Consider the following 20,970-nt stretch of genomic DNA (forward strand, 5'->3'; position numbering starts at 1 on the left):
TCGTGGACCTCAAAGAATTTCCCCACCTTGCATCCGATGTATTCGAAAAGGCGAAAAGACTATGGTCAACCTACAAGTGGGCGAGTCACCTAGCTCATTTCGAGGACATCAACCTCGTCTCCGAACCAATCTTTCGGTGTCGGAACTTCGCGGTACTTGCATGGGCTTTGGCTATTCTGACCTCCTCCATCTTGCTACTGTCGCTCAATCTCAATGTGCTGGATACAAGCCACGGTTCCTTGGGTTATCACGGGGTTGACCAAATCGCACAAGGGATTGCCGAGGAATGGGCTTCGGCAATGCCTCGTGTTAGGCTCAACAGCCTAACGCCGACTAAACAGACAGTTGCTGCAGGCGTTGCCTTCGTTCTCTCGCTCCTCTCGTTTGTCTTGCTTGCATTTCTTGGCGTCTGGCGCCGGTCGGCTAGGGTGAGTCGACGCCAACAGCTAGTGTTTTCGTGTTTCATCGTATCGCTCGGCCTACTTCGATACTCGGTTGTGACGATTCCGGTCACCGTCTTAGTCTGGATTGCAAGGGAGCAAGGATTTGACCCGTCGTCCGACGTCCTACTCAGCTTTGGCGTATTGCTCTTCACGTACGTTACGAGCGGTGCCTGGACGCAGCTCGCCAACCGCCACGGGCGGCGTCTGGGAACGTCCGGTTCACGCGACGACGACATGTCACTTTTTTATTCGTCCTTCGCGCCGATAGTCTTTAGTCTCGCGTTGCTCTGCGCCGCCGCCTGGACCGGCGACCGCTTCAAACCAAGCGTTATGCTGCAGACCTCTGATGCGTGCGGTGCGCCAGACAATGGCATCTGCGTTCTATATATCCGGCCGCGTGACGTTGACGGCACGATATCCTTGGACAGAGTGGGCGTCACGATGCTCGTGGTGTTCGACGAAGATAAGAATTTTGTCGGGCCCGAGTACGTTACGGCTGCGACCGCAAGTTTTCGAGTCATCGAATCGCCAGATGAGCCATTTCCAGTTCGGGTCGGGCCAGAGGCCACGAGAGGCGTGGTTGGCTATAGTGAGTTTCACTGCCCCTTCCGGAAGAACTTGCGGAAGGGGCACGTCCCGAAGATTCGCGTCCTCAGCTACTCGGCGTCGGCAATACCGAAAACCAACTCGGACGCAGACCCGGGACGTCGGGAACCGATACCAATTACCTTCGAATGGGCTGGCGATGTGCCACTCTTGTTCCGTAACATTGCAAAAGAATGCTCGCTATTCCCTTGAAAATTGAAAATCGCCACGGATACCCGATTTCAAGCGCAAGTCTCGCGCTGCGCGGTCAATGGCTGCTGAGCCGTCAACGACAGTGGTGGCTACTGCCGTCCCTGGCCAGCCGCTGAATCCAGTCCCACCGGTCGGGCGTGGCGAGCCCCATGCCCGCGCCACGTCATACGGAAAGTCCGGCCTAAACCTTTCTATGACTGGGCGGCCTCGCGGAAATTTTGAACTTCAATTGACGTAGTGGGATGGGGCCTGATACCGTTTGTAATACAAACGGACCACAATGTATATCGCGATGACTCAACCTAAATCCGCGCTTCTATCATTGCGTATGACCCCCGACGCGAAGGTGCTGCTTGCGAAATGCGCTGAGCGCGAGCATCGCAGCTTGGCATCCATGGTCGAGCACATGATTCATGTGTATGCAGAGAGCGAAGGCATCCGCCCTAGCGACGACCCCACCGTCACTAATAAGAACAAACCTCGAAAGCCCCAATGACTAAGCTTGCCGACCTTATTTGGAAAAACGCCGAACTGCTGCGTGGCGCGTACAAAGAAAACGAATACCGAAAAGTCATCCTCCCCTTCACCATACTGCGCCGGCTGGACTGCGTGTTGCAGCCTACCCGCGAAACGGTGTCGGCCCGCTATCAGGCCATCCGGGACAAGGGCTATGACTTGGACAAAATGCTGACACCTGTCAGTGGCTACCCATTTTTCAACACGTCCAAATTCACCCTGACCAACATTGCCGAAACCCCGGACGATGTGCGCGACAACCTGGAAGCCATGATTAACGGTTTTTCCCAGAACGTACGCGATATCTTCGAGAAGTTCGAGTTCATCGGCACGCTCGACAAGCTGGCCGACAAAAACCGGCTGTACCTCGTAGTGCAGCGGTTTGCTGAAACCGACCTGACCCCCGCCAAAGTCACCAACCACGACATGGGGCAGGCGTTTGAAGAGCTGTTGCGCAAGTTCAATGACGTATCCCCGGCGGGTGAACAGTACACACCACGCGATGTAATTGAACTCATGGTGACGCTGCTGTTCAGTGGTGACGATGAAATCCTGTCAGTTCCAGGCGTGGTTCGAACCATGTACGACCCTACGGCAGGCACCGGCGGCATCCTTAGCGTGGCCGAGGAGTATTTGCGCCGCTTCAATGACCGGGCCACGCTCAAGTTGTTCGGTCAGGAGCTGGAAGACGAAACGTACGCCATCTGCAAAGCGGACATGCTAATTCGCGGGCAAGACCCTGCGAACATCGCCAACGGCGATACTCTTGAAATCGACAAGCATCCGGGCAAGACCTTCGAGTACCAAGCCGCCAATCCACCCTACGGCGTGGAGTGGAAGCCAGCGGAAAATGCCGTGAGGAAGGAGCACGCTCAAGGCGCGGCAGGGCGTTTCGGGCCCGGGCTGCCTGCCATCCGTGATGGGCAGATGCTGTTTTCCATGCACCTGCTGTCCAAGATGCAACCCGTGGTGGCTGGCAAGAGTGGCCGAGACAACAAGCGCGGCGGTGGCCGAGTGGGTGTAGTCCACAACGGTTCGCCCTTGTTCACTGGGGACGCGGGCAGTGGCGAGAGCGAAATCCGCCGCCACATCTTGGAACATGACTACCTAGACTGCATCGTGGCCCTACCCACGGACATGTTCTACAACACCAACATCACAACCTACCTGTGGTTCATGACGAACCGAAAGCACGATGAGCGCAAGGGGAAGGTGCTGCTCATTGATGCCAGCGGCATGAGTCAGCTCATGAAAAAGAACCTGGGCAAGAAACGCCGCGAGTTCACCGCCGATTGCGTGGAGCGCATCGCCAAAGCGTATGCCGACTTCAAAACTATGGAGTGGCAGGAGGACTCCACTGGGACATCGGGGCGGGTGTTGAAGGCCAAGGTCTTCGACCGAGAGCACTTTTTCTATCGCAAAGTGACGATTGAGCGCCCCTTGCGCATGCGCTTCCAAGTGACCCAAGCGGGCATGGAGTCGCTGTTCAAGGACAAGGCATTCGAAAAACTGCCTAATGACCAGTACCAGCTCTTGACGGAAACTGTTAAGGCCATGGACGTGGAGTCAGTGTCTATGGATGCCGAATCGTTCCGCGAAGCTATGAGCAAAGCAGCATCCAAGGTAGCAAAAGAGCGGGAGTGGACCGGCAAAGCCGCGAAGCTGGGCGCGAAGTCCTACGAGTTGGCTCGCAAATACATGGGCACGAAGGACAAGGCGGCAGAGCCTACCACCAACGAGAAAGGTGACGTGTTGAGCGATTCCGAGCTACGGGATGCCGAGTACATGCCGTTTAATGAGGATATTGAAGCGTACTTTCAACGGGAGGTTGTCCCACACTGGCGCGATGCCTGGATTAATTTCGAAGTCACCGATGCGAAGGACGAGAAGACTGGCGTGGTGGGCACCGAAATTAACTTCAATCGCGAGTTCTACGTGTACACGCCACCGCGTAGTCGCGAGGCGATTGCCGCGGACATCGAGGCCAAGGAGCACAAGTTCATGAAGTTGCTACGGGGCATCAAAGGGGGGGGGAGCCAGTGAAACCGTACCCGAACTACAGGCCTTCAGGTGTACCGTGGCTCGGGGATGTGCCCGGTCATTGGGATGTCAATCGGCTCAAAGAACTTTGCCGTGTTCGTCCAAGTAACATCGATAAGTTGACGATTGACGGTCAGGCTCCAGTGAAGCTATGCAACTACGTTGACGTTTATAAGAATGAACGCATTACTAACGAGATAGAGTTCATGGCAGCATCTGCAACCCAAGAACAAATCGACCGACTTGGCCTAAAAAAGGGAGACGTAGTAGTAACGAAAGACTCGGAATCACCTTGGGACATTGCAGTACCCACCGTCATTTCTGAGAATATCGAAGGGCTTGTTTGCGGATATCATTTGGCCAAGGTCGAACCGCTCCGTGCAGATGGCCGTTTCATCGCATGGGCACTTCGCTGTTATCAGGTAAATCTACATTTTTCTCTGAGCGCAGGAGGGATTACGCGATACGGATTGAGTACCGCAGCCTTGTCAGATGGCAACATCCCTGTGCCACCTTTCGCAGAACAGCAAGCCATTGCCGACTACTTGGACACCGAGACCGCCCGTATCGACGAGTTGATACGCGAGAAGGATGAACTGATTACGTTGTTACGTGAGTGGCGGCAGACGGTTATCGCTGATTTCACTGCAGGGGTCAGTCATCCGGGCGGAAAGAAACCCACAGGCAATGTTCACCTTCCCCAAATTCCTGCTGACTGGACGATGGTCCGCCTTGGTAAGTACGCCAGGATTGGGAACGGCTCAACGCCACTGAAAGATAACGCCCGATATTGGGAGGGCGGCACTTTTCCATGGCTTAACAGCGCCGTTGTAAATCGGGATGAGGTTCGGGAAGGCAGTGAATATGTGACAGAGGAAGCATTACGGACTTGTCATCTCCCTATCGTTGAGCCCGATTCTCTGTTGGTCGCACTTACCGGTCAGGGCAAGACCCGTGGACAGGTTGCCATCCTGCGTATTCAAGCAACCATTAACCAGCATCTAGCCTATCTTGATTTGGACCGCGAGCATTTCGACGAGAAATATCTGTTCTGGACCTTGACCGGCATGTACGCGGCTTTGCGCATGGTCAGTGACGGACAAGGCGGAACAAAGGGTGCGTTGACCTGTGAAGACCTGTCGCGATTTGAAGTTCCTAAGCCATTATTGAGTGAGCAGAAGCAAATCGCGTCACGGCTATCCGTAGAGACCGCCAAGATTGACGACCTCATCACCCATACCAACGACGAAATCACACTACTGAAAGAACTTCGCGCTGCAACCATCGCGGACGCGGTTCTCGGGCGTGTCGACGTCCGCACCATAAAGCAATAACAATACAGAGAAACCCCATGGCAGCCATTCACACCGAAGAGCAATTTGAAGATGAGGTATGCGCAGTCCTCAAAGCGAATGGATGGCTGTACGAGGGGCCCCTACCGTATCAAAAAGGCTTTGCCTACGACAAAGGCTATGACCGCCGCACGGCGTTGTACCCTGAAGACGCCATTGCCTGGGTGAAGGAAACGCAGCCAGATGCGTGGGAGAAGTTCGCCAAGAACCACACCAAGCACCCCGAGGCGGTGTTCATCCAACGGCTGGCGGAAGAGCTGGACCGTGACCGCCCAACAATCAAGAAGGAAACACCGCAGCTATGGGGCAGCTTGTATGTATTGCGTAAGGGATTCAAGGACATCAATGCCACGTTCCGCATGGCGCAGTTCGCACCAAGCAACCAACAAAACCCTACTACTTGGGCGCACTACAAAAAGAATCGGCTGCGCGTAGTTCGGCAGTTGCACTATTCGCTACACAATCAGCTTTGCATTGACCTGGTGCTCTTCCTCAATGGCTTGCCGCTGGCAACCATAGAGGTGAAAACCGACACAACCCAGAACATCGAAGAGGCGGTACGACAGTACAAATATGACCGCAACCCGATTGACGTAGCAACCAAGCAGCCCGAACCGCTGCTGTCGTTTGGCAAGCGAGCATTGGTCCACTTCGCCGTCAGTACCGACGAAGTACGTATGACTACCCGGCTATCTGGCGCAGCAACGCGTTTTTTACCCTTCAATCGAGGTACCCCCGATGACATGGGGGGAGCAGGCGCTGGTAATCCACCCGATGACAAATTAGGCTATTCAACTGGCTACCTGTGGCATGAGATTTTTAAACCGGATGCTTGGCTGGCCGTCTTGGGTAAGTTCTTGTCCGTAGAGGTGTCCGAGCACAAGAATGACAAGGGCAAGAAGGTCTTCACCGCCTCACTCCTGTTCCCTCGTTATCACCAATGGGATGCCGTCAACGTGCTCCTGGATGCCACCCAAAAGGAAGGCGTGGGACAGACCTACCTTGTGCAGCATTCGGCAGGCTCAGGCAAGTCGAACACCATTGGATGGCTGGCGCATCGCCTTGCATCGTTGCACGATGCCAAGGACCAGAAGGTGTTCAGCAGTGTAATTGTGATTACGGACCGCCGCGTGTTGGATACCCAGCTACAAGACACTATCTACCAGTTCGACCACCAGCGGGGCGTAGTAGAGAAAATCGACGAAAACAGTACCCAACTGGCGACAGCGCTGGACAAGGGCAAACTTATCATCATCACCACCCTGCAGAAATTCCCGTGGGTGTTGAATAAGGTGAGCGGCTTAGGTGACAAGCGTTTTGCTCTCGTCCTTGATGAGGCTCATTCCAGTCAGTCGGGCAAAGGCGCAGTCAAGCTGCGCGAGGTGTTGACCAAAGAGAAAACGGATACGGATACCGATACTGCATCTACTGCGAGCACGGAGGCTACCGCGACCGATGCCGATGAAGAGCTGACCGACGAAGACATTCTCAACAGCATCATGGCATCGCGTAAGCGACCGCCAAACGTGTCGTACTACGCTTTCACCGCGACTCCAAAACCCAAAACCATGGAGCTTTTCGGGCGCACGGGTTCTGATGGCACGCCGGTCCCGTTCCATGTGTATTCGATGCGCCAAGCCATCGAAGAAAGATTCATCCTGGACGTATTGAAGGGCTATACCACCTATGATTTCGCTTTCAAGTTGGAGCAGGAAGGCGACGACAAGGCAGTGAAAGCCGGTAAGGCAAAAGCCAAGCTTTTCCGATACGCACACCTTCACCCCACGAGTATCGCCCAAAAAGTCACGGTCATCGTGGAGCACTTCCGTACCCACGTCATGCACCACTTGGGCGGACAGGCCAAAGCCATGGTGGTATCAGATAGCCGCGTGGCGGCGGTTCGGTACAAGAAGGCGTTCGACGCCTACATCAGCAAGATGAAGTATACCGACTGCAAGGCGCTGGTAGCGTATTCAGGCGATGTCACGGATGAAGAATCCAAGGTCTTGAAGGCCAAAGAAGGCGACCTAAACGACGGCAAGGAACACGATGACGGCATCAAGGAGGCATTCAAGACGGACGCCTATCAATTGCTTATCGTGGCATCCAAATTCCAGACCGGGTTCGACCAGCCGAAGCTTTGCGCTATGTACGTGGACAAGCGCCTAGATGGAGTGTTGGCAGTGCAAACCTTGTCGCGTCTGAATCGTACCTATCTGGGCAAGGAAATCACCTTTGTACTGGATTTCCGTAATGACCCCAAGGACATTCTGAAAGCCTTCATGCCGTATTACCGCACGGCCGAAATGTCGGGCATCACGGACCGTAATTTGGTCCATACCCTGCGCCAGAAGTTAGACGTCGCCGGCATTTACCTTTGGGAGGAAGTTTTGGACTTCGCCAAGGGTTACTTTGACCCAAAGGGCAAACAAGCCACCATCCAATCGCCGTTGAAAAAGGCGCATGAGCGATTCAAGGCTCAGCCTAAAGAGGTGCAAGACCTGTTCCGTGGTGACGTGTCGTCCTACATCAGCGCTTACGACTTTTTGTCGCAGCTTGTGTCCTATGACGATGCGGACCTGGAGCGACTGCATGCCTTCTGTCGTATGTTGCTCCCCCGGCTGCAAGGGAAGGCCGGCGGCGATGAAGCTCTGGACCAACTGGTGCGATTAGCGGGGTACAGGTTGGTCAACGAGCAAAAACATACCTTGAGCATGGAGGCCGGAAAGGCCGAAGCCATGAAGCCCATGGGACCGGGCGGCGGGCAACCTTGGGAAGACCCAGAAGACCGCTTGTCCGCCATCATCAAGAAAATGAACGAAGTATTTGCCGGGAATTTTCCTGACGCAGATTTCCGGGGTTACGCGACCACGCTCATTGGTAAATTGGTAGATGACATGACGCTCCAAGAACAGGCACAGGCGAACGATACGGTGGACGCTTTCAGCAACGGGGCTTATGAAACCAAGCTGAATAATGCCGTGGTAGATGCCTTGGAAAATCACGGTGCGATGGCCGACCAAGCCTTGCGACATGAAACAGTATTCAAAGGGCTGGCCAATTTGTTGGTGGATGAGGTGTACCGGCAGCTTCGCCAGGAAGTACGAGCTCAGGGCGATTGATAGGTCCAGACGGGGCGGGATTGGTCGCGGGAGAAGTTCTACACAACGCCATTTCACATCGATATGCAGAGTTTAAAAAAATGCCCACGAACGTCGGGATGACTGACCTCGGCATACCCCTAAGCCCAAAGCAAACTCTATGGAACGCCGGAGAGGAGTTCGCTCGAGCGCTTTGACAAATGTAACTTCATAACCGTGCGCACCTTCGCCCGTATCGACTCGCAGGAAGCCGGGAAAGCCTATTGCTTGTACGGCGTCGCTCGCGAGCGGCCATCAGAGATTGCCGCTCTTCGAGCACCATGAGCGACGCCGCGTTGGGGGCTCGCGCGTCAAGTGACAGTTGGCCGGTCCATGTCGCTCCCGTTTGGGGGCGCTGATACTGCGGCGCAGCTTTGGCTTTTACACCACCAGCGATTCTCGTTTTGCCAGCGGCGGCGCTGACGAGTTGAGGATGACCAGCGTCTTTTTCTCCCACGACAAATTTGACAGCCGACCAGCAAGTCGGTATGCCGTGATTGCACCGCAGTACCTTCCTGATTTCCGGACGCAACCGGGGACGTCGTCTGGCGTCCATACCCGGGCTCTAAGGTGGGTGGCCAGTCGCTGGGCGCCGAGCCGTTGGAATTTTTGGCCTACTTGAAAATCCCCCCACTATTGCCTACGTTGGTAAACCCAAGCCGGTGCAATGCCGGCACGCATTACCAGGAATGAGCCTTTATTCGTCGCGTTGACCGCCCGCCAGGTCAGGCCCCATTTTATGAGAGGGTACGGCGGGAGCAGGCGATGAAACAGGTCTGGCTGCGGACGAATTCGGCGACGTGGGTAACCAGTCAACTACCCCTCTTTGTTCTGTCCCGGTGTGACCTGATGGAGCGCGATGGTCTCCGCGCCCATGGCACGCAGGCAGGCAATGAGGAAGGCTGCCGAGAACCGCTTGCGATTGATTTTGCGGTTGAGCTGGTCCGGCGACTCGTAGATGCCCAGCTTCTCGAGCATCCGCGAAAGCTGTTTGTAGCGAATGTCGCGCCGCATCATCTCTTCCTCTATCAACCCCTTCGCTTCTTCTTCCCACTGCCCGTACGGCTCAGCCGGCAGCCGACCACGCTTGTGCGGCAGTCCTTCCATCGTTCCCCCTCGACCTTTTTCGAGCCTCTGCTTTTCTGGTGCCGCGATTCTCTCACGGGTATTTTCGGTCGTATACGACTGATTTCGAAGCAAGCGCTCTACACGTCCTTAGCAAGCCATTTTTTTGCGAGGACAGAATGCTGACAATAACTTTACAAGCCAGTTTGCCGGCCCGACGGGCCGCAACTGCGCCGCAGACGACCAGCCAGTTGCAGACTCAGGACGGAGGCGCGAAATGAGAAGCGCACCGTCCTATGGCGTCCGTAGTCGCCGGAGTGCTGCGAACGCCGGTGTTCGGCTCACGGCCCGGACGTATGGCAAGGCTCGCATCGGCACCTATGCCGAAAAGGCCGACGGCCACATCACCGTCGACTCCGACGCGGAACGCCTGGTAGCGCACATGCTGTGCGTTGACCCGCGCGTGCGCTCTTTCAGGCAGCAGCCGTTCACCGTCGACTTGGTCGACGAACGGCTGCTGTTCACGCGTGAGGAACTGTCCGAAGCGCGTAAAGCGCGTGGTGGTCGCGCCGGGGAGGCGGAGTACACGCCCGACTTCGCCACCGTTCAGGCCGACGGCCTGCAGCGCGCATACGAGGTCAAACTTCAGGGCTTCGAGGGCGACGGCCGGTACTGGGCCAAGGTCGAGCGGGCCCGGGCAATCATGGAGGCGTACTGCTATCCGCTATCCACGGTAGTCGTGCCTGCGGATGAGCGGCACCCGGTCGTCGTCAACGCACAACTGTTGAAACCGGCGATGGTGCGTGCCCGCGAATATCTGACGCCCGACATCATCGACCGGGTCGAAAGCTATTGCGAATCGGGCCCGGTGCTGCAGCGCGCGCTGTGCGCTGACCTCGAGATTCCGACGGGCCTGATTCCACCGCTGCTCGCCCGGGGCGTGCTGCAGGCGGACCTCACGCATCACCATATCTGCGCCACACTGGAACTGTCGGCCGCGTATGGCGACCTGAGCCACCTCTGTCTGATTGAGGAGCTGCGGCCATGATGTCCGACCTGCGCACTGGAGACAAGCTGGCGCCCCCAGGCAAACCGGAAAGCTACTTCGAGGTGCGGGACAGTCGCCTGCATGCTGGCACCATCCAGCTCTTCGATGCCGAGAAACGTGCGGACCAGTATGTCGAGTACGACGACATCCGCGCCCGGATTTCGGAAGGCAGTCTGGTCCTGCATCGAAAGGGGATGCCGCGTGTCAGCATTGCCGCCCAGTACGACAATCCGGAATTGCACAGCAGAGTCAGCCTGCTGAACGACACACTGCGGCGCATAGATGCCATCCGGGACCAACGGGGTCTGTCGTTTAACGCAGCGATTCCACTGGCCCGTGAAGCCTATGTGATGGAGAACGCGGACAAGCCCCTTGTCTGCCTGTTTCCATCGCGCGCAACCCTGTACCGCGCACACAGGAATCAACTGCTCGGTCTGCCAGTTCTCAGGGGTGACAAAAATAAAGGCAATTCGACGGCCAGGTATTCAAAAGACCTTGTCGAATTCGTCAAAGAGGCAATCGAGAACCTATTTCTGGTCACCGAATCCAGGTGGACGGTCCTCGACCTCACCAAATATATTAACCGTCAGGCCGTTAGCCTTGGCCTGCTTGTTGCCGGGCACCACATCAGCCGCAAGTTCGTGTGCGCCAGGATTGATGACCTGACCGTCGATGCCGAATACGACCGGATGGACCCGCTCGATAGGGTCGCCGGTAAATCGTTCGTGAAGAAGCGTATCCGCGCGGCGTTTCCATTCGCCCGAATTGAACAGGATGCTGTGCACCTGCCATTCGTTGTACGCAATGGCGACGACATCGCCCGGGAAGTCTATCTGGTGCTGGCGATTGATGTCTGCACCGGATACCCGGTTGGATGGCATCTCGTCATCGGTTCGCCGCGCGAGATGGATTCGCTGTCGTGCCTTGAGATGTATCTGACGCCCGCCAAGGCAGCTCGGTTCGCAAAGCTCGGCATCGCTCACGCGCTGAACGTTTATGGCACGCCTGTACAGGTCATTTTCGACAATGGCCCGGAGACGAAGGGCGGACGAATCGTCCGCCTCGAGCGGCTAGGAATGGATGTCAAGCACTGCAAAGCAAAGGAAGCTCAAGGCAAGCCGTTCATCGAGCGCCTGAACAGGTCGCTCAAGGAAGCACTGCAGCGTCTCCCAGGCTGCACGCGCTTCGAGGGAAAAGATGGCGTGCGCGACCCGGCGGCGCTGGGCGACGAGTTGATAACCATCGAAGCGCTCGAGAAGTGGGTTGTGAAATGGCTCTATGTGGTCTGGGTCAACACCCCGCTGGACCGGCTGCGTTGGGACGAACTTCTGGTCGATTCGGTTAAGGGAAAGACACCGAGCGAGCGCCTGACTCACCAGCTTGAGGAGTTGGGACAACCCATCTCCCTGCCGCCACCGCGTCATGAATGGATAGCCGCGCTCTTCGAACACAAGATGTGCACCTTGAGCGCCAAAACCGGCATCTCGATTGAACGTGGTTTCAGGTACACCGGCGAAGCCATGTCGTATCTGCTGGCCAAGTACGGTGACCATGCGGACCTTCGTGTGGTCTATAACCCCGACGATTTCCGTCAGGTGTATGTGTACGAGGGCGATGACCTTCCGCTTGTCACACTGACGCACCACCACGTTCGTCCGGACACGCCGGCGTGGACCTTCGCTGAAGCCAAAAAGAAGTTCGATTCAGGCATGGCTAACTGGACGGTCCCGGAAGAAAAAGTCCAATTCGAGCGGGAGATGGACGAGGCGGTCACCGGAAGCGGGAAAGCCAGTAAGCGCAAGACCCGCGGCAAGCGCGAGGAAAACAAGGAAACGGTGCGCCGCGCCAAAGACAACTCGGCCGTCCAGCGGGCCAACGACCGGCCGCTTTCAGCGTCAGCCCCGTTTGGGCCCGCACCTTCGACCAATCCGTCTTTGCCGACGGAAGATTTTCAGCACGGTGAAATTTCATACGACGAGGTGCCGTCGATGAACATCGTAAACAGAAACACTGGAGAAAAACTGCTGTGACGCCAGCTCAACTATTGCGTAAGGACATCGAGGAGTGCGAACTGTCTCACCGCATGTTCTTGGAGCACCTCACTGCGCTTAAACAGCGCATCGATGACGCCCTCGTTGGGTTTGCGCCAAAAATCGTTCGCGTTCCAGGTCCTAGTCGCGCGGGCAAATCCTCGCTCATCGCGAGCCTGTCGCGTGACTATCCCGCCAACCGCATCGACGGACGGCGCCATGTGCCAGTACTGGTTGTTGCGGTGCCCGCCTCCGCAACGGCCAAACTGCTTCCCAAAAGTGTGCTGGGTTCGTTGGGCATCCAGGTTCCCCGCAACATGACCGCGGGTGCGATGTTCGACCTGATGGTGGAGCAGCTTCGCCTGGCCGGCACACGCGTCGTGATTTTCGATGAGATTTCGCACCTCGTTGACGAAGGGTCACGGGTGCCTCTGCGCGCAGCTAGCGACTGGCTCAAGACCCTTTCGGACACACTCGGCATGACGCTGATTCTCTTCGGCATTCCGCGACTTGAGCGGCTCTTTTTGGCGAACGAACAGTTGCGCAGCCGCGCCTGTCCTTCGCTCAATTTCTGGCCGTACGACGCAAGCGATGCTGACGAGATGACAGCCTACGTCTCGTGCGTTGTGAACTATGCGCGCCTGTTCGCGGCTGCGGGTTATCCGATTGACGTACCCACCCGTGTGCTGACGCAGCAATGCTATTTGCTCACTGGCGGCCTGATTGGAGTGCTCGCTGATTTCATGCGTGAATTGGCTCGTGCGATGAAAAGCGAAGCTCCGCGGGCCATTAAATACGCAGACTGCCAGAAAGCGACTAAATCCGTTAACCATGCCGGGTCACCGAACAGACTGGCATTTCAGAACTCTGGCATCGACGACGCGGGCGTGGAGCCGGCGGCGCTGAAACAGGCATACGTGCATGTCCTGACCAGTAACGCGGCGTCCGTACCAGTTCGTAAAAAATCGGGAGATAACCAATGAGCCTCATTCTCACCTATGCGCCCAAGGACGACGAGTCCGGAATGGGCTACTACCGACGCCTTGCCGCAGACAATGCGCTTTTCAGCTGGCGTGACCTAGCGAGTGCGGCCGGTGTCGAGCGCAACCGCCGTGCGTTGTTGACGCGCACGGACGACGTGGTCCGTAACCTCGGCCTGGAACCAGCGTGGACCGAATTCACCCGCCAGCAAGAGGAGCTCTGCCGGGGTTGGGGGCGTCTGCACCGTGCGCAATCTGACTCCGTGTGTCCTGCGTGTCTGGCTGAATCGCCTTACCTGCGACACCAATGGGAGCACGCCTATGTCACGGCATGTCCGCAACATCGAATCCTGCTGGTCGACCAGTGCAACGCCTGCGGGAAGCACCTATCAACGGAACGGCTCTATATTGGGTTGTGCTCGTGCGGTCATGACCTGAGCACCCTGCTGCGTGTGCCGGCGACCCAGGGTCAGCAATGGCTGTCGACGCTGATTGCGAGCAACGGGCAGCAGTCTGGCAGCGTGAAACCGCTTCTGCACGGCGCGGACATCAATGTGCTGGTGAAGGTCATCCGCACGCTCTGCCAATATGCGGACCCGACGCGCCTCGGGTTGCCGCGCGGCGCGGCATTGCCGAAATTCGTCAACGAAGCGGTCGAATTTCTCTCGCCGGTCGAAGCCTTGCTGGCCGACTGGCCAACGGGTTTCCGCAATCACGTCGAGCAGCGCATTGCCGCCGGTCGCAAGGATGCCCGCACGCTGAACACGTTGCTCGGCGACTGGTACATCAGTCTACGCAAGCTTTGCCAGGGCACGACGCTCGAGCTTCTGCTTCAAATCATCATCGACGTCGCTGCCCGGAAGTCCGATTGTGTCCTGGGCCTGGATTCGGCCAAAGAAATGGCCGAGGATGCGACCGGATACACGCGCGCGCCGGATGCCGCCAGGGCCATCGGCATCAGCGTGTCACGTCTGCATGACTCCATCGTCGCTGGCGAGTGCAAGCACCGCGCACGACGCACTGGCACGCGTGGCCAGGTGTTCGAAATTCCGTGCGCTGAGGTTGAGCGCATCCAGCGGCAACGTGCCGAATGGATTTCCGACATCGATGCCTGCGAACTTGCGGGCGTTCCACCCGTCGTGCTCGAACGCGTGAAAGCAGCCGGCATTATCCGGTCAGACGTGCGCTGGCGCGAAGACCTGATGAAGGGAGGTCCGGTTGAGCGCCAATCCATACTGGATTTACACGAGCATGTGAACCGTTGGGCTCAACCCGCTGCGGTGGCCGATGATTCGACGCTCACATGGGCGGAGATGACCAGCCGGCGCATGGGTGACCGACGGGCCATCGAGGCGCTGATGCAGGCCATCGCAAGCGGCAAGGTGAAAGCCGTCGCGCATGGTCGGACACTGGGCCAGATGTCCTTCCTGAGGACGGACGTGTCGCAGTATTTCGGCACGCCACTGCTCGAGGCCGGCATGTCGATTCAGCAACTGGCTAAAGCGACCGGATGGAAATGGGAGTCAATCCAGAACTGGGTGGACGAAGGGCTGCTGGCGTCGGAACGGATTCAGCGCCGTGGCCAGCCTTGTCGCGTCGTGCTGCCGCACCAGTTGCTGGAGTTCCGGCAAGCCTACGTTCCGCTGGCAGACCTGGCGCGTGCCATGGGTACAAAGTCCTCGGCGCTGTCGCGCTTGTTACGCGGCGTCGAACTGGTCGGTGCGAAACAGCTTCCGGATGGCGCGATGCGGGGCGGCCTGGTCCGCATCGCAGACCTCGGGCGACTGGCAGTTATCGGTGCGAGAGCAGGGCATGACCTGTTTGTGCCCGCATCGTTGACGCCATGAGAGGGCCAGCGATAAGTCGAACCAATTGCGTGTCCCGACCGGCGATGTATGCGCCGGTCGGGACATAGCTGGGCTCGCATGTAGTGCCGCCAGGTCCATACGACCGAACCGAAGGGTATGACTTTCCACCACCAGGAGACTGCGATGCCTATCTGGAAACCACGTCCCGCTTCCGAAGTGCCGAAGATTCCGTTATCTCGATGGCGCATATTCGAGACGGAGGATGGGACCCGGCATTTCGTTGGTGTAGATATGTTTGACTCGTCGGCGCGCGTCAGCTCCCCGATAGTAACGTTCGACCCGGCCACCTTGCAGGGTAAGACTCAGACGGGACGTATTTATGAGTTGGTCGGCAGGAAAGGCTGGTCGTTGAATGTTGAATACGTCTGGATGAGGTGGTGCGAATTGTACGAGGTCACGTCGTACACCGACGTCACCGAACGTCTGCTTGACGGAGCTGATGATGACGACCCCACATGAGCGCACGAAAGCCGTTAGAAAGCCGTTATTGAGACGCGAGAGTTGCTGCAGCTGCTCGCCTCTTCAGACGGCGTAGCCAGATTTGAGCGCGTAATCGACTTGGTAACAGTCGAACAGTGAACGGAACAGGGTTCCCGCTGGCTCAAGTTCGCAACGTAGCAGCCGATATTCAGAGTGCCGTCTTTGCATTCAAACAGGAAAAATAAAATGCGCACTCTGTTTTCCGCCGCTGCGGCCGCCTCGGCGCTGGTCATCCTTTCCGGATGCTCCACAACTCAAAGTGTCACTGCTGGTCCGCAGGCGAAAGGCCCGGCGATGACGACCGCGTGCTTGACCGCGCACGGCGGCAAATCGGCTGATATGGACGCTGCAATCCAACGTAACCTGGAAAACCACGGTGTGTCGGTTTCAGTTGCACCCGCGTGCGACAAAGTCGACATGAACGTCACCTACACCGACAGCTGGTTTTGGGACATCGTCATGTACCTGCGCTCGATGGATATCCGCTTTTACAAGGCGCCAAGCGGCGGCCTTATCGCGTCGGGGCACTGGAAAAACTCCGTGTTGCATCAGTTTCCAAACGCCGATGGCGTCGTCCAGGACTTGATGGACGACATGTTCAGGCAGACCGGCGAACCAGGTGCAGTCAGGACTAATGCGGCCACGAACTAGAGAGGCAAGTACGCTAGGCGCGCGTCGTCTGACAGACTACGTTGAGCACCTGCGAGTTTCGACCAAGAATAGAGAAGAGAAAATGCCGCTATTTACAATAGAGCCCGGTCAATCGCGCCTCGCCACGGTTGAACAGCTCATTGAGATGAATTTCCGAATCCCTGCCTTTCAGCGTCCGTATGACTGGGAGGATGCGCAGGTCAACGACCTGATGAATGACCTCCACGAGGCTGAACGAAAAGGAGTGCCGCTCTTTTTAGGCCTCGTGGTGCTTTGCCCGGACAAAGACAATAGTTACGCCATTGTGGATGGGCAACAGCGACTCACGACTCTAATGCTAGCCATCGCCGCGAAGGGGGCTGTGGGTCGGGTGCTACGCTCTGACGCACGCCATTTGTCGACCCTTTGGGTAGCGCCGCGCGTCGCAGATATTGGTTTTAGTCGGGCAATGCTTGCGTCGAGTCGTGAAAGCGAACGAACACTGTCCCAGAAAAAAATGTCGGCTGCATTCGACCAGTTGCACTCCAATGAGAGTTTCGAATTGGATACGTTGCTCAAGGCTCAAGTCATTGTCTATGTCGCACCATCGCTGGCCGGTGCAACCGGCCTGTTCGAGCGCATCAACTTGCGCGGCAAGGATGTTTCCCAGTTTGACCTGGTGAAGAACAAGTTGATTGAGTGGGTCGGTGTGGAGTGCGAACCCGAGTCGCGGAGCCGACTAGAGGAGTTCATCACAGAAAGGTACGACACACTCTACCAACGTTTGGACCCTAGGCACGACTCTCAGCCGTTCAATGCGGACAGGCTTTTGCGTACCCACTGGATTCTGTTCACAGATAAGCAGTTCAAAAGTTCAGACCGAGTGCTGGAAAAGGTCAACGATGACTTATCAGAGGTGTTTCAGGAGTCGAAAAGCGTTTTGAAGTGGATTCAGGACTACTTGAACTCATTGGTCGAAGTCACCGAAACCTGGGCGGCGGTCGAACGCCCCTTTGAATCGATGCCGACGAATTATGGCGCGTCGTTACGGAAAGCGCTATTGGACTTTGCACGTCTGGACCGGCACGGTGAATTCCAACCGCTGATTGTCGCGGCTATCATCAGGTGGCGCGATGCTGCAACCGACCTGGTAAAAATTTGCGAGATTTGTTCTTTTAGAAGCGCCTTGGGGAAGCGCAACAGTAACCGAGGCCGCTCGTATAAATGGCGTGTGGCCCGGCAGCTTTACAAGGGGGATTGGTGCGATGCGTCAGGTGCTCTGATTTCGAGCGCCCGTGATGCCGTCCATCAGGTCTACTGGCACGTCACTCCGTTTTGGGATACACAGGAGGCGGTTGATTTCGGCTACGACCTAACCCAGCAAGAAGCTGCCGCTCAAGTCTTTCCCGATGGGGCATTGGATAGTGCGCACTTCTACACAGAATATGGGCATGTTGCCCACTATCTCTTCTGGAAATACGGTGTGTTCCTGCCGAAATCGGAGGCGTGGGGCGAACACACGCGCGAAGACATAACACCCTTTCAGGACCCGGCGTGGTTCGGGAAGGAAGACGGGAAAGTGTCGTTTCAGAACTGGGACATCGAGCATATTTATCCACAAAACGCCGAAGACAGAGATACCCGTGATGGGCGACGGCACAAGCAGAGTATGGCGTCTTGGCTTCACCATCTTGGGAACATCACCGTACTTCCGATTCGAGATAATCGCGGGATGAAGAATCTGCCGTTTACGGAAAAACTTTCTTGGATGCGAGCGCAGCGCAAGGTGTCTTTCAACGAGTTGCTTGCAAACGCGGACTATCGTGGCAACTTGATGGACCGACCACACTGGGGCATGAACAATTGCCGTAAACGCGTCGCGCAAATCAGAAGCGCTGCCGCGGAGATTTGGGGCCCTGCTGCAGTTGCCTCACTCGGCGTGGGGCAATTTGATGAACGGCTTGAATGGTACGAAGCCGACGGAGACGACCAGGATTAAATCGGAAGGGACGTCATGCTGTAGTCCCTGGGGTTCAACTGGTCGGACGCCGGCGAAGAAGTTGGTTGGTGCCGAAAAGGTTTGCAACAACGAATGTCGCGGCCGCGCCGGAAGCTGTGCGCAACAGGGTATTCAACTCGCCGGGTCAAACTACTTGCTGCTAGTATCAGACTTGGCCACTTAACAGAAAAGAAATGCGCTCCAGTTTTGCAGGATATTACCCGCCAACGGCAGACGAGCTCTCGAAGCTTTGGCTGGAAGGAACCATCGTCTTAGACACAAATGTCCTGCTCGACCTGTATCGTCTTCCACAACTGGGTCGTGATGCTCTCCTGGCGGCATTAGCTCGTCTTAAGGGGCGGCTCTGGATTCCTCACCACGTAGCCCTCGAATACCAACGTCGACGTCTTTCGGCTATATGGAACGAACGGTCGGAGACGGAGAAGGTTCTCGCAAGTTTCAGCGCTACAGTGGACGACGCGCGAAAGAAGCTTCAACGATTGGAGCTCGAGAAAAGGGGAATCGACGTCGACGTGGACGAGATGCTCAGGGAACTTGAGACAGCTAATACCAAAATCGTTGAGGCAGTGCGCAAGGCACACAACGAGCAAATGGATATTTCGTCTCACGACCCCGTTCGAACAGCTCTGGATGACCTCTTAGGCGACGGCTGCGTGGGTCTCGCGCCAGAAAATCAGGAGAGCCTGAATTCGCTCATCAAGGATGGCGAACAGCGGTACATCGACAAGATACCCCCAGGCTACCGCGACGCCGGGAAAGGAAAAAATCCTGCCGATGCATACTTTCTTTTTGATGGCTTGAAGTATGAGCGGCAATATGGCGACCTCATCATTTGGCGTCAGTTGCTGAACCACGCAAAAGAGAACAAGACAAAGCTGATTCTTTTCATCACGTCCGATAGAAAGGAAGATTGGTGGTGGGAGGAACACGGGCGGACTCTCGGCCCGCGCCCCGAGCTTGTTAGAGAAATTAAGGCGATATCGGACGTAGAACATTTCTGGATGTACTCGGCCGACCAATTGCTGAAGCACGCTGCGAGTTACCTTGGGGCCGAGGTGTCCGAGCAAGCTGTTACCCAGGTTGAAGACATATCCCATGCGCGGGAACAGAGTCATCGAGGTATCCGGCAGAGAGAAGGCGTGACGCATCTTGGTTCGCCCGTAGAACAGGCCGGAGAGTGGGCGAAATTCGCGTTCCTTGAGTGGCTGGAGAAAGAAAAAGAAGGTGACTACTCCGCACAAGCAATCGGCTTCCCCGACATCCTGGGAGTCGATACGGACGAAGGGGCGCACGGTTATGAAGTTAGATTTATCAAAGCGCTCGAGCGAACTCCTCTCCGGCGCTCCATAGAGTTTGCTTTGGCTCAAGGGTATGCCGAGGTCAGTCAGGGCAAGCTAGATGCGTTCACGGTAGTGGTAGTCCTGGAGTTCGACGAGCAATGGATGGTCGTTGAATCCGAGGCAGCAAGGCGCATAAGGAAAGTGCTGTTTAGTTTAGTCCGAAAATATCCTCTCTGTTCGGCGCTGGTTGGTTTCGTTGGTGCAGAGGGTTTTTCACCGGTCTCGGAAATCAATAGTAGCGTTATCGGCAGCGACTACGACGCTGACGGCTCATCCCGATAGCATGAGACGAAAGAGCACGTCAGGCGAGGCCTCGGCGGCGGTCGAATAGTGTGACCTCAGATGCTTAAACATGGTTTGACCACGGATGCGATTCCATTAACGCGTGACCTCGGCCGCAATGCCACGAGACTCAACTCGAAGGCTAGAGTCGCAGGGGTGACTTTGCTTCGTCTGTACATCGACCTCACCCGATTCCACGTTTTTCTATATCGGTTCGGCAAACGTACTTATTCGATACTCTTTAGAAAAGGCTCAGCCCTAAGCATCGCTTGGTTCTGAGTCCCCGGGTGGTGAGGCTGAGCCCAGCCCTCCCTACGGCACTGACGCCCGGGAAAGCCTTCCACTCAGCCTCTCCACCCGATTCCCCGGTATGGAGCCGCCTCGCCCGCCAGCCTGTACGCGCCCTCCGGGACGCTAGCTTCGCCATCCCGTTGCCGATATCTCAGACGCTAATCCCCGCAGTCTCGGCTTTCCCCTGCGCGCTGCCGGTGGATTCCGCCCCCGTTCACGCAAGCGGCATTGCGTCCGTGCCACCGAAGCCAACCAGTCGGGTTGGGCGGCCCTCATGTCCGGCGGCGCGATGACTCGGCGGGCATGCACGAATGCGCTGCAGAACCGTATAGGGCTAGAAGGCGCCGCACTGAGTATCAATTCGAGCATTGTATTATTCAATTGGCTGGCGCCCCCTAATAGCGACTCGTTCAACACGTGCTGCTGCTCGTCGGAAGGACCTCCTCGCAACAGGGACACCGTCGTAAAGCGATTCCGAAGCGTTCACGCTGACTCCAGAGCGCGGTAGCGATTCTGAGCAACCGTATCCCGTTACCGCCTCAATCCTCACTGCGGTGCTCTCCTCATGTCCGCCAGACGTGTGGACACCACTTCTTCACGGAATCCGCCAGAATTTCCTCGTTTTACGGGCAGTTTTTCGCACAACG

General features: G+C 56.7%; 13 protein-coding genes. 12 read left to right on the forward strand and 1 reads right to left on the reverse strand.

Features of this window, described 5'->3' with window-relative positions; translation table 11 throughout:
- Positions 1 to 2: 2 nt before the first annotated feature.
- The 4 genes from PQQ86_RS00085 to PQQ86_RS00100 all read left to right on the forward strand — a co-directional run bounded on the left by PQQ86_RS00085 (position 3) and on the right by PQQ86_RS00100 (position 8,271).
- A complete protein-coding gene (locus tag PQQ86_RS00085) occupies positions 3 to 1,241 on the forward strand; it encodes a hypothetical protein (RefSeq protein WP_408263960.1) in 1,239 nt (412 codons plus the stop codon).
- Positions 1,242 to 1,733: 492 nt separating this feature from the next.
- Complete coding sequence (locus tag PQQ86_RS00090; RefSeq protein WP_408263962.1) at positions 1,734 to 3,800, forward strand: type I restriction-modification system subunit M; 2,067 nt, start codon at positions 1,734 to 1,736, stop codon at positions 3,798 to 3,800.
- 47 nt (positions 3,801 to 3,847) lie between these two features.
- Entirely contained in the window at positions 3,848 to 5,131 is a 1,284-nt protein-coding gene (locus PQQ86_RS00095) for a restriction endonuclease subunit S (RefSeq protein WP_408269987.1), read from the forward strand.
- 17 nt (positions 5,132 to 5,148) lie between these two features.
- Positions 5,149 to 8,271 (forward strand): type I restriction endonuclease subunit R, encoded by a 3,123-nt coding sequence (locus PQQ86_RS00100; RefSeq protein WP_408263964.1) that lies wholly within the window; start codon positions 5,149 to 5,151, stop codon positions 8,269 to 8,271.
- Between the two features lie 834 nt (positions 8,272 to 9,105).
- Here the strand turns inward: PQQ86_RS00100 and PQQ86_RS00105 are convergent.
- Positions 9,106 to 9,396, reverse strand: a complete 291-nt coding sequence (locus PQQ86_RS00105) for a DUF6471 domain-containing protein (RefSeq protein ID WP_408263966.1) — start codon at positions 9,394 to 9,396, stop codon at positions 9,106 to 9,108.
- A gap of 235 nt (positions 9,397 to 9,631) precedes the next feature.
- Between PQQ86_RS00105 and PQQ86_RS00110 the strand changes: the two genes are divergently transcribed.
- The 8 genes from PQQ86_RS00110 (at position 9,632) to PQQ86_RS00145 (ending at position 20,032) form a co-directional block, all read left to right on the forward strand.
- Positions 9,632 to 10,402, forward strand: a complete 771-nt coding sequence (locus PQQ86_RS00110; RefSeq protein ID WP_408263968.1) for a hypothetical protein — start codon at positions 9,632 to 9,634, stop codon at positions 10,400 to 10,402.
- The gene (locus PQQ86_RS00115) at positions 10,399 to 12,432 is read left to right on the forward strand and encodes a TnsB C-terminal domain-containing protein (RefSeq protein ID WP_408263970.1); all 2,034 of its coding nucleotides are present in this window, start codon (positions 10,399 to 10,401) and stop codon (positions 12,430 to 12,432) included. Before PQQ86_RS00110 ends, PQQ86_RS00115 begins: the two co-directional genes overlap by 4 nt.
- Positions 12,429 to 13,415 (forward strand): TniB family NTP-binding protein, encoded by a 987-nt coding sequence (locus PQQ86_RS00120; RefSeq protein WP_408263972.1) that lies wholly within the window; start codon positions 12,429 to 12,431, stop codon positions 13,413 to 13,415. The genes PQQ86_RS00115 and PQQ86_RS00120 overlap by 4 nt, the downstream gene beginning before the upstream one ends.
- Positions 13,412 to 15,259, forward strand: coding sequence for a TniQ family protein (locus PQQ86_RS00125; RefSeq protein WP_408263974.1), 1,848 nt, complete (start codon positions 13,412 to 13,414; stop codon positions 15,257 to 15,259). The genes PQQ86_RS00120 and PQQ86_RS00125 overlap by 4 nt, the downstream gene beginning before the upstream one ends.
- Before the next feature lie 144 nt (positions 15,260 to 15,403).
- Positions 15,404 to 15,739 carry a hypothetical protein gene (locus PQQ86_RS00130; protein WP_408263976.1) on the forward strand — a complete coding sequence of 112 codons (336 nt, stop codon included), beginning with the start codon at positions 15,404 to 15,406 and terminating at the stop codon, positions 15,737 to 15,739.
- A gap of 207 nt (positions 15,740 to 15,946) precedes the next feature.
- Positions 15,947 to 16,411: a hypothetical protein gene (locus PQQ86_RS00135; RefSeq protein WP_408263978.1), complete on the forward strand. Its 465-nt coding sequence runs from the start codon at positions 15,947 to 15,949 to the stop codon at positions 16,409 to 16,411.
- An 82-nt stretch (positions 16,412 to 16,493) separates the two neighbouring features.
- The gene (locus PQQ86_RS00140; RefSeq protein ID WP_408263980.1) at positions 16,494 to 18,389 is read left to right on the forward strand and encodes a DUF262 domain-containing protein; all 1,896 of its coding nucleotides are present in this window, start codon (positions 16,494 to 16,496) and stop codon (positions 18,387 to 18,389) included.
- Positions 18,390 to 18,583: 194 nt separating this feature from the next.
- Entirely contained in the window at positions 18,584 to 20,032 is a 1,449-nt protein-coding gene (locus PQQ86_RS00145) for a PIN domain-containing protein (protein WP_408263982.1), read from the forward strand.
- Positions 20,033 to 20,970: the final 938 nt, after the last annotated feature.

Origin of the sequence: Paraburkholderia sediminicola (genome assembly GCF_046026675.1) — a bacterium.
Classification (GTDB): Bacteria; Pseudomonadota; Gammaproteobacteria; order Burkholderiales; family Burkholderiaceae; genus Paraburkholderia; species Paraburkholderia sediminicola_F.